Genomic DNA, 14,705 nt, shown 5'->3' with positions numbered 1-14,705 from the left:
GCTCGCCGCTGACGGCCCTGATGGAAACAGCGGAGCAGGCCTCAGTTCCTTCGTGAGCCGCGGCGCCCGATGCGTTCGGCAGGCGGTATGGCGCGCTGGAGAGGGGGGCTGTCCTGGTTTGGAGGAGGGCAGTTGAAATGAGATGCGGGAAAATGCGCAAGAGAGCCTATTCCTGTGATCGGTGTAAGGCCGGGTCGCGCGTAACCGGCGCTCTGGATCATGCCTCGCCCCGCTGAGCAAAGTGGCCAGCCTCCGGTCGCCAGCACCGCAATCCGTGATGCGCCGTTCTTTGCTTAGGTGATATTTCGGATTTTTACACGGCCGGCCTTTGCGCCAGTCGCCATACTCCAGTTTCTCCGCACTCAGGCAGGAAATGGCGGAGACGAAGGGATTCGAACCCTCGAGACGGTTTCCCGCCTACTCCCTTAGCAGGGGAGCGCCTTCGACCACTCGGCCACGTCTCCGCTGACCCGTTTAATGAGGAGCGCAGGGGGAAACAAGGCGAAAGTTTAGGTGCCGTGGGGAAAATTCTACGTCCCGTGAAATCCTCAGGGCCCTTGGATTTCAAAGCCTTTGCAAGGGCCAGGCGGCCCGACTGTCGTGCCTGACCTTCGCGAAAGGTTGCGCGGCCTAACGGGCGCACAGGCCTGCGCGACTCGCTTGTGCCGCGGCCCCGAGCTTTGCCAGCCATGAAACATGTGAAGCCCATTATCCCCAGTACCCAGACGGGCGATAAGTCCCGCAGCGAAATGCGGGCGTTCAGGGCAGTCTTCCATCAGACTCATCGAAACCGCTTTGCGGGTGCGAGCTCCGGTGCCAATATCCCTTTCGCGAGATTTTTCAAAACACATTTCAATCTAAGGAGTTTGCTATGGGGACCTCCCGAAAATATGCGGCCGAACTTATCGGCACCTTCTGGCTGACGCTGGGCGGGTGCGGGTCGGCGGTGCTGGCGGCGTCCTTTCCCGAGGTGGGGATCGGGCTGCTGGGTGTCTCGCTGGCCTTCGGGCTGACGGTGCTGACCATGGCCTATGCGATCGGCCATGTCTCGGGCTGCCATCTCAACCCGGCGGTGACCGTCGGGCTGGCGGCCGGAGGGCGGTTTCCAGCGTCGGACATCCTACCCTATATCATCGCGCAGGTTGTCGGCGCGGTCCTTGGCGCGGCGGTGCTTTACGTGATCGCCAGCGGGGTGCCCGAGTTCGATGTGGTGGCCTCGGGCTTTGCCGCCAATGGCTACGCCGAGCACAGCCCCGGAGGGTATTCGATGGTCTCGGGCTTCGTTGCCGAAGTGGTGCTGACGATGATGTTTCTCGTGATCATTATGGGGGCGACGCACGGGCAGGCCCCGGTGGGCTTCGCGCCGCTGGCGATCGGGCTGGGCCTGACGCTCATTCATCTGATCAGCATTCCGGTGACCAACACCTCGGTAAACCCGGCGCGCAGCACCGGGCCTGCGCTCTTCGTCGGGGGCTGGGCGCTGGGGCAGCTTTGGCTGTTCTGGCTGGCGCCGCTGCTTGGCGGCGTGCTCGGCGGGCTGCTCTACAGCTGGCTGAGCCCGACGCCGACCGGCAGCGTCGAGGGCGGCGTGCCGAGCAAGTGATGCAAAAGGGCGCGGCCTCCTCGGACCGCGCCCTTTCCTTGTTCCCAAAATACGCCCGCCGGAGGCGTCTCAGCGGGTCCCGGCGAAGCGTTCTTGCCAGTCGTCGCGCTCGGCGTCGGTGATCTTGCGGAAGGTCACATCGGGCACCTCGAAGGCGTGACCCGCGGGCAGCGTTTGCAGCGCCGCGTCCAGATCGCCGGGCCAGCTGTCGTCCTCGGTCTTCAGCGCCGCCAGAAGCTGCGCCGAGGCGTCGGGAATGAAGGGCGAGGAGATCACGGCGTAGAGGCGGATCATGTTCAGCGCGAGGCGGATCTGCATCGCGGCGGCCTCGGGATCGGTCTTGAAGGTCGACCAGGGCGCGGCTTCTTGCAGGTACTCGTTGCCCAGCACCCAAGCGGCGCGCAGCGCGCTGGCGGCCTTACGCACCTCATGGGCTTCCATCTGCGTCTCATACTCGCGGATCTTCTCCGCAAGGTCGGCGATCAGCTTGGTCTCCAGTTCGCCCATGGCGCCACCTTCAGGCACCACTTCGCCGAACTTCGAGCGGCAGAACTTGGTGACGCGCGAGGCGAAATTGCCAAGCACATCGGCCAGATCCTTGTTCACCGAGGACTGGAAGTTCTCCCAGGTGAACTCTGCGTCCGAGCTTTCGGGCGCGTGGCTGAGCAGCCACCAGCGCCAGTAGTCCGCCGGCAGGATCTCCAGCGCCTGGTCCATGAACACGCCGCGCCCGCGCGAGGTGGAGAACTGGCCGCCGTCGTAGTTGAGGTAGTTGAACGACTTGATGTAGTCGACCAGCTTCCACGGCTCGCCCGACCCGAGGATGGTGGCCGGGAACGACAGGGTGTGGAAGGGCACGTTGTCCTTGCCCATGAACTGCGTGTAGGTCACGTCGTCCGCGCCCTTGTCGGTGCGCCACCAGCGCTCCCAGTCGTCGCCTTTGCCGGCGTCGACCCATTCCTGCGAACAGGCGATGTATTCGATCGGTGCGTCGAACCAGACGTAGAAGACCTTGCCTTCCATACCGGGCCAGTCTTCTTCGCCCTTCTTCACCGGGATGCCCCAGTCGAGATCGCGGGTGATGCCGCGGTCTTGCAGCCCGTCACCGTCGTTGAGCCATTTCTTGGCGATCGAGGTGGTCAGCACCGGCCAGTCGGTCTTGCTGTCGATCCATGCCTCCAGCTCGTCCTTCATGTTGGACTGGCACAGGTAAAGGTGCTTGGTCTCGCGCATTTGCAGATCGGTCGCGCCCGAGATCACCGAGCGCGGGTTGATCAGCTCCACCGGGTCGAGCTGTTTGGTGCAGTTGTCGCACTGGTCGCCCCGCGCATCCTCGAAGCCGCAGTTGGGGCAGGTGCCTTCGATGTAGCGATCGGGCAGATAGCGCCCGTCGGTGGGCGAGTACATCTGCGTTTCCGACACTTCGCGGATCAGCCCGCGCTCGGCCAGCACTCCGGCGAAATGCTGGGTCAGCTTGTGGTTCTGCGGGCTCGACGAGCGGCCGAAGTGATCGAAGCTGAGGCGGAACCCTTCGGCGATCTTCGATTGGGTCGCGTGCATCTCGGCGCAATACTCGGCCACCGGTTTGCCAGCCTTGGCGGCGGCGAGCTCGGCGGGGGTGCCATGCTCGTCCGTGGCGCAGAGGAACAGCACCTCGTTGCCGCGGGCGCGCTGGTAGCGGGCGAAGAGGTCGGCAGGCAGTTGGCTGCCCACGAGGTTTCCAAGGTGCTTGATCCCATTGATATAGGGGATCGCCGAGGTGATCAGATGACGTGCCATGTTCGTCCCGCGTATGAATCTGGAGTTGTCGCGCTCTTAACGGATGTTGTGCGGGCTTGCCAGTGCGGCGGTGCGGGGCTGGATAGGGGGCCGGATATGAGGTCGGGCGCGCGGCACGGTGGGCGCGCCCGATGCCGGTTCAGTGGGCCATCATCTCATTGGCGATCTCTTCGCCGCCGAGCCCGGCGGGATAGTAGGTTGGCCAATTGGTCACTTCCTCCAGCAGGGCGGCGCGATCGTCGCCCCAGTAGAGGTGATAATGATCCGAAACCGCCGGTGCGATGCGGTGGTCACTGAACTGGATGAACGCGGGCGCCTCGGCATCGCCGTCGGACTTGCGGAAGATGTAGCGCACGCCGCGGTTGCCCTTGGCGTAGGTGAGCACTTCGTGGCCATCATCGACGTAGGTGCCCTGCAGTGTGGCGTCGGCACGATGGAAGGTAACGTGGCCGTCCTCGATCTCGATGCGGTCCACGTCGGTGGCGTAGCCGGTGCGGTAGTAGGCGGTGTACTCGTCGGCGGTCATGTCGCCGTTCTTGGCCTTTTTCGCCATCACCGGGGCGAGCGTGCCGTCCTGCAGCAGCGGGTAGACCGACTGCCAGTCGCCGGCCCAGTCCGAGAGCGGGCGGGCCTCGATCTGGCTGTCGTCGAAGTAGCCGTTGTAGATGTCGTCCGAGCCATGATCATGCGCGTGGTCGTGGTCGTGGTCGTGGTCGTGGTCGTGCGCCGCATCATGATCGTGCGTTTGCGCCAGCGTGGGCGCTGCGAGCCCGAGCATGGCGGTGGTGGCGATGGCGGTGATCACGGTCGAGAGCGGGTGTTGCATGGTCTGTGCCTTCTTTGTGAGGGTATGATATAACATACCAATGCACCGGATAGCTTCGCGCTGCCGGGTTTGCAAGCGGGGGGTGGCAAGGATTTTAGAGTACGAGAGCAGCGCGTCGGGGCTGTCCTGACGCGCGCCCAGCTTTGAGGCGACGTGCAGACACTGGCGTCCACGGCGCAGGCAGTTCGCCCACGCGCGTCGGCGCAGGGCGGGGTGTGCGGCCGGGGGGCTTGGCATTGCGGCTCAGGTCACTACTGTCCGCCCGAGCGCTAACAGGAGACTCCCAATGAAGAAAAATCCGCTGGGCCGGACTGGCATGCAGGTCACCGAGCTCTGCCTGGGGACCATGACCTACGGCAACCAGACGCCGCCTGAAGACGCCTTCGCGCAGATCGAACGCGCGCTCGACGCAGGCATCAACTTCATGGACACCGCCGAGATGTACCCGGTGAACCCGGTGCGCGCCGAGACCGTGGGCCGCACCGAAGAGATCCTTGGCGATTGGTTCGAGAAGACCGGCCGTCGCAAAGAATGGATCCTCGCCACCAAGCACAGCGGCCCGACCAAGCTGGTGCGCGACGAGGCTCCGATCAGTTCCGACACGATCCCGGCGACCATCGAGGCTTCGCTTAAGCGACTGAAGACAGACCACATCGATCTGTACCAGTTCCATTGGCCGAACCGCGGCAGCTACGCCTTCCGCCAGAACTGGACCTTCGCGCCGTGGAAGCAGGACCGCGAGGCGACCCGGCAGCACATGGCCGACGCTCTGGGTGCGCTGCAGCGCGAGGTTGAGCGCGGCACCATCCGCGCCTTTGGCCTGTCCAACGACAGTGCATGGGGCACCGCCGAATGGCTGCGCATCGCCGAGGCGCAGGGCGGGCCGCGCGTCGCCTCGATCCAGAACGAGTACTCGCTGCTCTATCGTATGGCCGACACCGATCTGGCTGAGTTGATGGTCAACGAGGACGTCGGGCTGCTGCCGTATTCGCCGCTGGGTGCAGGGCTGCTGACCGGCAAGTATCAGGACGGCGCGCTGCCCGAGGGGTCGCGCATGGCAATCAACGGCGACCTTGGCGGGCGCAAGACTGATCGGGTCTTCCCGGCGGTGGCGGCCTACCACGATCTTGCGCGCGAGTTTGGCATCGACCCGGTGCACATGGCGCTGGCATGGTCGGCGCGGCGCCCCTTCGTGGCCTCGTCGATTTTTGGGGCGACCACGGTTGGCCAGCTTGAGCAGCTGCTTGGCGCGGCGGATGTCACGCTTTCGGACGAGCTGCTGGAGCGCATCGACGCCACCCACAAGGCGCACCCGCTGCCGTACTGACGCGGCCGGGGCAGGGCGCGCGTGGCGCGTCCTGCTCTGCACAAAAGGACGCGGAGAGGATTGCTCCGCGCCCGTTTCGCGGCTAAATCGCCGCGCATGACCACCTCGAACAAGCACCCCGGCGCCCCTTGGCGCAATTTCTATGGCCGCGTGAAGGGCAAGTCCCTGCGCCCGAGCCAAGAGACCTACCTCGAAGAGGATCTGGCGGCGCTGTCGCCGGGGCCGGTCGATTGGGAGGTGAACCCCGAGCGCGAGGCCCTCGACATGGATGCCATGTTCGGTGGCAAGCCGGTGTGGCTCGAAGTGGGCTTCGGCGGCGGCGAGCACATGGTGCATCAGGCGGCCAGCAATCGCGACGTCGGGATCATTGGCTGCGAGCCCTATATCAATGGCGTTGCGATGCTGCTGGGCAAGATCCGCGAGGCCAAGGTGGACAACCTCAAGGTCTACCCGGGCGATGCGCGCAATATGTTCGATGTGCTGCCAGAGGCCTGCCTCGATCGCGCGTTCCTGCTCTATCCCGACCCGTGGCCGAAGAAGCGCCACCACCGCCGGCGCTTTGTGACGCAAGAGCATCTGGAGCCGCTGGCACGTGCGATGAAGCCCGGCGCGATTTTTCGCGTGGCCACCGACATTCCCGACTACGTGCGCCAGACGATGATCGAAGTGCCCAAAGCCGGGTTCGAATGGCTGGCCGAAGGGCCCGCCGATTGGCGTGAGCCTTGGGGAGATTGGATTTCCACCCGCTACGAGCAGAAGGCGCTGCGCGAGGGCCGCACGCCTCATTACATGACCTTCCGCAAGCGCTGAGTGCGGTTCTCCGGCTTGGCTGCGCCTGTTCGGAGAGCACGGGCAGGGGCTAGCGATGTAGTGCTCAACCCATGCGATTGGTGAAAGGTCGGCAGCGGCGGGCCCGGTCAGTATGTCGCAAAGGCGACCACAGGCGTAAATGCACGCGCAAATGACTGCGTTGACGGATGGTGATGGCTGGACTCGGCGAGTATCCGCCGATAGGCTGATCAACCCAAGGGTGTCTTTTGACGGTTGGTTGCGAATGATCGGCGCGGAACTGCATTTGGGGGTGGAGCACCGCGCCTGCCGGGAGTATCGGCAGGATACGTCCGAAAGCAACGCCGCGCCGCGCTCGTCAAAGAAAGCGCCGGCGAAGACGTTCTGAGACCCGTCACCAAGGCAGGGCAGGCACGCCTGCTGCGGTGATGTGGACAGCGAGAAGGCCCCGGACCGGCTTCCCTCCGGGTTCGGGGCCTTCCAGCCACCAGCGCATGGCCATTGGCACGCAGGCACCGATGCACGAACATCGTCTGACGGCCGCGTGCGGGGCGTTGCAGGTGCCTGTGGATATCTTGCAACCATCCTTGGAGGTGCACGGTTTCGGCGGCCACGGATAAGTCGCTTGGGCTAGGTGCAGGAATCGCCGGCAATAGGCGCCGCAATGGCGTTCCGCTCGACCAATGACAGCGGGCTCGCGCGGGGAGGTCAGCCGTCGGCGTCGCCAGCGTCGAGGTTGCGGAACTGCTCGGTCACCAGCTCTTGCGCCACGCCGATGTGGTAGCGGATCGCGTCGCGGGTGGCGGCCTCGTCGCTGCGGCGCAGGGCGTTCACGATCGGCTCGTGTGTCTCGGCGATCTTGTGCGGATCATCGTAGAGGCGCCCGATCACCATGATCGAGAATTCCGTCTCGGCGGCGATCTGTTCGAAGACATGCAGGAATTTCGGATTGCCGCTGCCCGCGCAGAGCAGGCGGTGAAACTCCATGTCCGCCTCGACCTGCGTGAGCATGTCGGCCCCCTGTGCGGCGACCTCATGCAGAGCCTCGATCTGCGCCGCGAGTTGGTCGATGGTCTTGTTGAGCCCGTGGCGGATCACCCGCATGGCGGCGGCGGTCTCGATCACGATGCGCAGTTCGTAGAGATTGTTGAGCGCCTCAGCCGAGGTTTCGCGCACGAAAAAGCCGCGGTTGGCTTTGTAGGTGACCAGACCGGAGTTCTCGAGCAATCGTGCCGCCTCGCGCACCGGTGCGCGGCTGACGCCCAGCTCGCGCGCAACCACCGACTCCGACAGCCGCTCGCCGGGGGCGAGTTGGCCGGTGACGATGGCCTTGGTCAGTAGCGTCGAGACGCGCTGAACCAGCCCCTCGCGGTCGAGAGGTTGGAAGCCGGGAGTGCGTGGAGGTTTTGTCATGCGGTGATGTGAGGGTCTGTCGCCTGAATTTTCTTCAGAATAATTGTGCTTTTGACGATTGTCGACAATTTGCTTGACCGGGATGGGGGCGCTGCACTTACTCTGTCTGTAAATGTAGCAGACAGACTCGCCTTTTAGGTGAGCGACCTCAGGGAGCCTCTTATGCCCGATGGCACACCCCCGTCCGACGTGCAGGACCTTCGCCGCGATCTGGCTGCGGCCTACCGGCTGATCGCGCTCGAAGGTATGGACGACGGCATCTACACGCACATCTCGGCGCGTCTGCCTGACGGGCCGAACGGCGAGAAACGGTTTTTGCTGAACCCCTTCGGCCTGCGCTTTGACGAGGTGACCGCCGCCAATTTGGTAACGGTGGACGAGACCGGCGCGGTGATCGACGATCCCTATGGGGCCGGGGTGAACGCCGCGGGCTTCACCATCCATTCCGCCGTGCACATGGCGCGGCATGATGCGGTCTGTGTGCTGCACACGCACACGGTGGCCGGGGTTGCTGTGTCTTCGGTCAAGGAGGGGCTGCTCAGCCTCAACCAATGGTCGGCGCAGTTCCATGGTCGTATCGCGTACCATGAATACGAGGGCATCGCTCTCGATCTGGCCGAGCGCGAGCGCATCGTCGCCGACCTTGGCGAGAAACAGGTGATGCTGCTGCGCAATCATGGCACGCTTCTGCTGGGCCGTTCGGTGGCCGAGGCAGTGAAGCTGGCGCTCAACCTCGAACGCTCATGCAAGGCGCAGGTGGCGGCACTGGGCATGGGTCTTAGCGCAGACCCGCTGCCCGACGACGTCGCCGAGCATACCGCGCAGCAGTACCAGCGCGCCTATGATGGCGTCGAACTGCGCGGCAAAGCCGATCCGGAATGGGCCGCGCAACTGCGCCGGCTCGACGCTCACGATCCCGGCTACCGGGGCTGAGCCACGGCGCGCCCCGGCCGCAACGGGGCCTGACTTTCAAAGAAAAGCAGACAATCAAAACCGACAGGGACCATCATGAACAAACTCAGAGCGACCACTTTTCTGATCGCCGCCGCCCTTGCCGCGCCGCTTGCTGCGCAGCAAGAGGGCGGTCGCCTCGACATCGTTGTGCAGCCGGAGCCGCCGGGGCTGATGCTCGGCCTCGTGCAGAACGGCCCGACGCAGCTTGTGGCCGGGGACATCTACGAGAGCCTGCTGCGCTACAACACCGACCTTGAACCGCAGCCGAGCCTCGCCGAAAGCTGGGAGATCTCGGACGACGGGCTGACCTACACCTTCCATCTGCACGAGGGGGTGACTTGGCACGACGGCGAGCCGTTTACCGCCGAGGATGTGGTGTTCTCGGCCGATGTCTTCCTGCGCGAGACCCACGCCCGCCTGCGTGCTTCGCTGGCCTATGTCGACAGCATCACCGCGCCCGACGACACCACCGTGGTGTTCACGCTGAAAGAGCCTTTCGGCCCGTTCATCAACGCTTTCGAGGCGGGCACCATGCCGATCGTGCCCAAGCACATCTATGAAGGCACCGACTACGCCACCAACGAGATGAACGCGACACCCATCGGCACCGGCCCGTTCAAGTTCGAAGCGTGGGAAAAAGGCAGCTACATCCACCTCGTGAAGAACGAGGACTACTACATGGACGGGCTGCCCTATCTCGACGAGGTCTACTACAGGGTGATCCCCGACGCCGCCGCGCGGGCCGTGGCCTTCGAGACCGGCGAAGTGGACGTGCTGCCGGGCGGCTCGGTCGAGAACTGGGATGTGCCGCGGCTGACTGAGATGGAGGGCGTGTGCTCGACCGGCTCGGGCTGGGAGTTCTTCGCTCCGCTGGCGTGGATGTGGATGAACAACCGCGAGGGTCCGACCTCGGACGTGCGCTTCCGTCAGGCGGTGATGTACGCCATGGACCGCGAGTTCGTGAAGGACGTGGTGTGGAACGGCTTCGGCAAGGTCGCGACCGGACCCGTCGCCTCGGCGACCAACTTCTACAGCGACGACGTCACCCAATACACGCATGACCCCGAAAAGGCCGAGGCGCTGCTCGAAGAGATGGGCTACGACGGCGCGCCCGTGCGCATCCTGCCGCTGCCCTACGGCGAGACGTGGCAACGCTGGGCCGAAGCGGTGCGCCAGAACCTGTCGGAAGTTGGCATCAATGCCGAGATCGACAGCACCGATGTGGCGGGCTGGAACGAGAAGACCTCGCAGTGGGACTACGATCTGGCCTTCACCTACCTCTACCAGTACGGCGACCCGGCGCTTGGTGTGTCGCGCAACTACACCGCCGACCGGATCAAGAAGGGCAGCCCGTGGAACAACGTCGAGGGCTACGAGAACCCCGAGCTTGATGCCAAATGGGCGGCAGCGGCCACCATGGTCACCCCCGAGGAACGCGCCGCGGCCTACGCGGAGATCCAGAAAGAGATCGTCGACGACGTGCCCGTGGCATGGTTGCAGGAACTGGAGTTCCCGACCATCTACCGCTGCGACGTGCAGGACCTCGTGACCACCGCGATCGGGATCAACGACGGTCTGCGCGACGCCTGGGTCGAAGAGTAATCTCCAAGCCAAGGGGCGGGCCGTGCAGGTCCGCCCTCAACAAGCTCCCGGATCGGGGGCGGCAACCAACGGGACGACCGGGGGCCAATGAGCATATTCACAGTCATCCTGTCGCGGGCCTTCAAGGCCTTCGTGACGCTTCTGGCCATCGCGGTCCTGAACTTCTGCCTGCTGCATGCGGCGCCGGGCGATCCGGCGGTGGTGCTGGCGGGCGAGGCCGGGGCCGCTGACGAGCAGATGATCGAACAACTGCGCGAACGCTTCGGCCTCGACCAGCCGTTCTACGTGCAACTGGGCAAATACGTCGGCGGCGTGCTGCAGTTCGATCTGGGCTATTCCTTCCGGCAGGGCGCGCCGGTCTCCGAGCTGATCCTCGACCGGCTCCCGGCGACGCTGCTGCTGACGCTGACCGCCTTCGTGATCTCGCTGGTGCTTGGCATTGCCTTCGGCGTCGCGGCCTCGGCTCGGGTCGGCAAGCCATCCGACAGTCTGCTGACCACGCTGGCGTTGCTGTTCTACGCCACGCCGCTCTATTGGGCGGCGCTGATGGCGGTGCTGGTGTTCTCGGTCTGGCTCGGCTGGCTGCCCGGCTTCGGCTACGAGACGGTGGGCGCCGATTACTCCGGCATGGCGCGGGTGATCGACATCGCCAAGCACCTCGTGCTGCCGGCGCTGACGCTGGGCCTGTTCTTCATGGCCGTCTACATGCGCATGACCCGCGCTTCGATGCTCGAGGTCAGCCAGCTTGATTTCGTCAAGACTGCCAAGGCCAAGGGGCTTTCGGGCCCCGCCATCCGCCGCCGCCACATCCTGCGCAACGCGATCCTGCCGGTGGTGACGCTGGCGGGCCTGCAGGCGGGCCAACTGGTGGGCGGCGCGGTGCTGACCGAGACCGTCTTCGCATGGCCCGGCATCGGGCGGCTGATGTTCGAGAGCCTCGCGGCGCGCGACTACAACACCATCCTCGGCGTCTTTCTCGTGTCCGCCGCCATGGTGATCCTGTTCAACATCGTGACCGACATCGTCTACCGGCTGGTCGATCCGCGCATCGGCGCGCGTGCGTAAGGGGGTTTAAGACATGTGGAAACGTTTCTCCTCCAATATCGGCGCGATGATCGGCGTGGTGCTTCTGGTGGCGGTGATCGCCATCGCGATCTTCGCCCCGCTGCTGTTCAGCCACGACCCGTGGCAGATGGTGCAGCGCCCGTTCCTTGCACCGTTCACTGTAGACGGTCTGCCGCTGGGCACCGACACGCTGGGCCGCGATGTGGCTTCGCAGCTGGCCTACGGCGCCCGTGTCTCGCTGCTGGTGGGTCTTGTGTCGACGCTGGTAGCGCTGCTGATCGGCGTGCCGCTTGGCGCGCTGGCGGGGTTCTATGGCAATTGGGTCGATGAGGGCGCCATGCGCTTCACCGAGTTCTTCCAGACCATCCCCAACTTCGCGCTGGCCATCGTGCTGGTGGCGATCTTCGAGCCGACATTGGCCTCGATCACCATCGCCATCGCCATCGTCTCCTGGCCGCCGGTGGCACGCCTCGTGCGGGCCGAGGTGATGTCGGTGCGCAAGCGCGAGTTCGTCGATGCCGCGCGGCTGGCGGGCCTGTCGCGCCCGCGCATCCTGATCAGTCAGGTTCTGCCCAACACCGTCTCGCCGATCATCGTCATGGCCTCGCTGATGGTCGCCACGGCGATCCTGCTGGAAAGCTCGCTGTCGTTCCTCGGCCTTGGCGATCCCAACGCGATGAGTTGGGGCTACATGATCGGGGCGGCGCGCACGGTGATCCGCAGCGCGTGGTGGCTCAGCTTCTTCCCGGGCATCGCCATCGTCATCACGGTGCTGGCGCTGAACCTCATCGGTGAGGGTCTGAACGATGCCCTCAACCCCCACCTCAGCCGGAAGGGCAAGGCATGAGCGCGCTGACCATTGACCATCTCAGCATCGGCCTGCCGCAGGGTGCCGACCGGGCCTTCGCGGTCGAGGACATCTCCTTCGCCATCGAGAAGGGCGAAATCCTCTGCGTCGTGGGGGAAAGCGGCTCGGGCAAATCGATGACCGCCAACGCGCTGATGGGGCTGCTGCCGCCGGGCGTGACGGTGAAGGCGGGCCGCGCCATGTTCGAGGCGCGCGACATCCTGCGCCTGCCGGAGCCTGAAAAACAGGCGCTGCGCGGCGAGCGCATCGCGATGATCTTTCAGGAGCCGATGACCGCGCTCAACCCGCTGATGCGCATCGGTGAGCAGATCTCTGAAGTCTTTGCCGCGCATGATCGCTTTAGCCAGCAGGAGCGGCGCGAGAAGGCGTTGAACCTCATCCGCGAGGTCGGCCTGCCGGACCCCGAGAAGATCATCCGCGCCTATCCCTTCCAACTGTCGGGCGGGCAACGGCAGCGGGCGATGATCGCCATGGCGCTGGCATTGGAGCCGAAGCTGCTGATCGCCGACGAGCCGACCACGGCGCTCGACGTGACCACGCAGGCGCAAATCCTCAAGCTGATCCTCGACCTGCGCGAGCGGCACGGCATGGCGGTGATGTTCATCACCCACGACTTCGGCGTGGTGGCCGAGATCGCCGATCAGGTGATCGTCATGCGCGAGGGCAAGGTGGTCGAGCGCGGCAGCGCCGCTTCGGTGCTCACCGAGCCGCAGCACGACTACACCCGGCGCCTGCTCGACGCGATCCCCACAGGCAAGCTGCCGCCCGCCCGCGCCCCGCGCGATGTGCCGGCGCTGGAGATCAAGGGGCTGCGCAAGGTCTACCGTACAGGCGGGGGCTTCTTCCGCCCGGTGCGCGAGGTGCGCGCGGTGGATGATGTCTCGCTCACCGTCGGGCGCGGCGAGGTGCTGGGGCTGGTCGGCGAATCCGGCTCCGGCAAGTCGACGCTGGGCCGCACCGCGGTGCGGCTGGTCACGCCGGACGGCGGGCAGGTTCTGGTCGGCGGCACCGATCTGGCGGCGCTGTCGGAAGAGGAACTGCGCAAGCAGCGCCACAAGGTGCAGATGGTGTTTCAGGATCCCTATGCCTCGCTCAACCCGCGCCAGCGCATCATGGGGGCGCTCACCGACGGGCCGATCACCAAGGGCGTGCCGAAGGCGCAGGCGCGGGCCCGCGCCAAGGAACTGCTGGAGATCGTCGGCCTTGGCGCAGACGCCGCCAGCCGCTTCCCGCATGAGTTTTCTGGTGGGCAGCGTCAGCGCATCGGCATCGCCCGCGCGCTGGCCATGGACCCCGAACTGATCATCGCCGACGAGGCGGTCTCGGCGCTGGACGTCTCCATTCAGGCGCAGGTGCTGGACCTTCTGCGCGATCTGCGCGAGCGGTTTGATCTGTCGATCCTGTTCATCACCCACGATCTGCGGGTGGCGGCGCAACTCTGCGACAGGATCGCCGTGATGCAGAAAGGCAAACTGGTGGAGATTGGAACCGTGCACGACATCTTCCTCAACCCGGCGCAAGCGTACACACGGCAGCTGTTGGCGGCCGTGCCGGGGGCGGACTGGGCCAGCGAGGGCGCCGCATGAGGGGCGTCATCACCAGCAGCGGCGGCGTCGATCTCTGGCCGCACTACAGCGAGATCTTCGCCAAGGACGCGCCCGAGCTGACCGTCATGCGGCGCGAGGAGATCACCGATCCTGCGCAGGTGGATTTCGTCTTCACTTTCATCCCGCCCGCCGATGTGTTCGAGGGCATGAGCGGGCTCAAGGCGATCTTCTCGGCGGGGGCGGGCACCGATGCAATTATGGCCTGCCCGTCGCGCCCCGAGAGCGTGCCGGTCTATCGCGTGGAGGATGCGGATCAGGCGCTGCAGATGGCGGGCTTTGCCGCCTTCCATGTGCTCTGGCATCACCGCGGCATGGGGCGCTACGTCGCGCAGCAGGCGCAAGGCAAATGGTCGCGCACCGTGACCGGCCTTTCGCCCACCTACCGCCGCGTCGGCGTGCTGGGCTTTGGCCATATGGGCCGCGCCATCGCCAAGGGGCTGATGGGGCTGGGCTACGCGGTGGCGGGCTATTCGCGGCGCGCGCCCGATCCGGCAGAACCCGGGGTCGAACATTTCCACGGCGACGGGCTGGATGACTTCCTTGCGCAGACCGACATCCTGATCAACGTGCTGCCGCTGACCGACGCCACGCGCGGGTTGATCGGCGCAGGCTTTCTGCAAAAGCTGCCGCGAGGCGCGGCGCTGGTGCAGATCGGGCGCGGCGGGCAGGTGGTCGAGAGCGAGTTGATGGCGGTTCTCGACAGCGGGCATCTTTCCGGCGCCTCGCTCGACGTGTTCGAAACCGAACCCTTGCCCGGCGATCATCCGCTCTGGACCCATCCCAAGGTGCTTCTCACCCCGCATGTGGCCAGCATTCCCGAGCGGCGCTTCGTCGTGCAGTCGATCCGCGAGCGGCTCTCCTCCCTTTAACTT

General features: G+C 65.3%; 12 protein-coding genes and 1 tRNA gene. 9 read left to right on the top strand and 4 right to left on the bottom strand.

Going from position 1 to position 14,705, the window contains the following annotated elements; all coding sequences use genetic code 11:
• Window positions 1-374: 374 nt before the first annotated feature.
• A tRNA-Ser gene (locus ACXAJT_RS03840) sits at window positions 375-464 on the bottom strand.
• A 407-nt stretch (window positions 465-871) separates the two neighbouring features.
• Here ACXAJT_RS03840 and aqpZ point away from each other — a divergent pair.
• Entirely contained in the window at window positions 872-1,603 is a 732-nt protein-coding gene (aqpZ, locus tag ACXAJT_RS03835; RefSeq protein WP_475233178.1) for an aquaporin Z, read from the top strand.
• Between the two features lie 69 nt (window positions 1,604-1,672).
• Here aqpZ and metG read toward each other — a convergent pair whose 3' ends face one another.
• Both metG and ACXAJT_RS03825 read right to left on the bottom strand, forming a co-directional pair.
• Window positions 1,673-3,382: a methionine--tRNA ligase gene (gene metG, locus ACXAJT_RS03830; RefSeq protein WP_475233177.1), complete on the bottom strand. Its 1,710-nt coding sequence runs from the start codon at window positions 3,380-3,382 to the stop codon at window positions 1,673-1,675.
• Window positions 3,383-3,521: 139 nt separating this feature from the next.
• On the bottom strand, window positions 3,522-4,208 hold the full coding sequence (locus ACXAJT_RS03825) for a ZinT family metal-binding protein (RefSeq protein ID WP_475233176.1): 687 nt from the start codon (window positions 4,206-4,208) through the stop codon (window positions 3,522-3,524).
• A gap of 286 nt (window positions 4,209-4,494) precedes the next feature.
• Here ACXAJT_RS03825 and ACXAJT_RS03820 point away from each other — a divergent pair, with 286 nt between their 5' ends.
• On the top strand, window positions 4,495-5,535 hold the full coding sequence (locus ACXAJT_RS03820) for an aldo/keto reductase (RefSeq protein ID WP_475233175.1): 1,041 nt from the start codon (window positions 4,495-4,497) through the stop codon (window positions 5,533-5,535).
• A 96-nt stretch (window positions 5,536-5,631) separates the two neighbouring features.
• Window positions 5,632-6,345, top strand: coding sequence for a tRNA (guanine(46)-N(7))-methyltransferase TrmB (trmB, locus tag ACXAJT_RS03815; protein ID WP_475233174.1), 714 nt, complete (start codon window positions 5,632-5,634; stop codon window positions 6,343-6,345).
• Between the two features lie 687 nt (window positions 6,346-7,032).
• Here trmB and ACXAJT_RS03810 read toward each other — a convergent pair.
• A complete protein-coding gene (locus ACXAJT_RS03810; protein WP_475233173.1) occupies window positions 7,033-7,737 on the bottom strand; it encodes a GntR family transcriptional regulator in 705 nt (234 codons plus the stop codon).
• Window positions 7,738-7,899: 162 nt separating this feature from the next.
• Here ACXAJT_RS03810 and ACXAJT_RS03805 point away from each other — a divergent pair, with 162 nt between their 5' ends.
• The 6 genes from ACXAJT_RS03805 (at window position 7,900) to ACXAJT_RS03780 (ending at window position 14,702) form a co-directional block, all read left to right on the top strand.
• Window positions 7,900-8,670 carry a class II aldolase/adducin family protein gene (locus tag ACXAJT_RS03805; protein WP_475233172.1) on the top strand — a complete coding sequence of 257 codons (771 nt, stop codon included), beginning with the start codon at window positions 7,900-7,902 and terminating at the stop codon, window positions 8,668-8,670.
• A gap of 75 nt (window positions 8,671-8,745) precedes the next feature.
• The gene (locus ACXAJT_RS03800) at window positions 8,746-10,293 is read left to right on the top strand and encodes an ABC transporter substrate-binding protein (RefSeq protein WP_475233171.1); all 1,548 of its coding nucleotides are present in this window, start codon (window positions 8,746-8,748) and stop codon (window positions 10,291-10,293) included.
• Between the two features lie 87 nt (window positions 10,294-10,380).
• Window positions 10,381-11,358 carry an ABC transporter permease gene (locus tag ACXAJT_RS03795; protein WP_475233170.1) on the top strand — a complete coding sequence of 326 codons (978 nt, stop codon included), beginning with the start codon at window positions 10,381-10,383 and terminating at the stop codon, window positions 11,356-11,358.
• 13 nt (window positions 11,359-11,371) lie between these two features.
• A complete protein-coding gene (locus ACXAJT_RS03790; protein WP_475233169.1) occupies window positions 11,372-12,205 on the top strand; it encodes an ABC transporter permease in 834 nt (277 codons plus the stop codon).
• Window positions 12,202-13,812: an ABC transporter ATP-binding protein gene (locus ACXAJT_RS03785; RefSeq protein WP_475233168.1), complete on the top strand. Its 1,611-nt coding sequence runs from the start codon at window positions 12,202-12,204 to the stop codon at window positions 13,810-13,812. Before ACXAJT_RS03790 ends, ACXAJT_RS03785 begins: the two co-directional genes overlap by 4 nt.
• Window positions 13,809-14,702, top strand: a complete 894-nt coding sequence (locus ACXAJT_RS03780; protein ID WP_475233167.1) for a 2-hydroxyacid dehydrogenase — start codon at window positions 13,809-13,811, stop codon at window positions 14,700-14,702. Before ACXAJT_RS03785 ends, ACXAJT_RS03780 begins: the two co-directional genes overlap by 4 nt.
• The last annotated feature ends 3 nt before the right edge of the window (window positions 14,703-14,705 follow it).

The organism is Salipiger sp. ABF4_146, assembly GCF_056161345.1.
The sequence above is the reverse complement of the archived record's forward strand: the minus strand, read 5'-3'. Positions and strand labels throughout refer to the sequence as shown.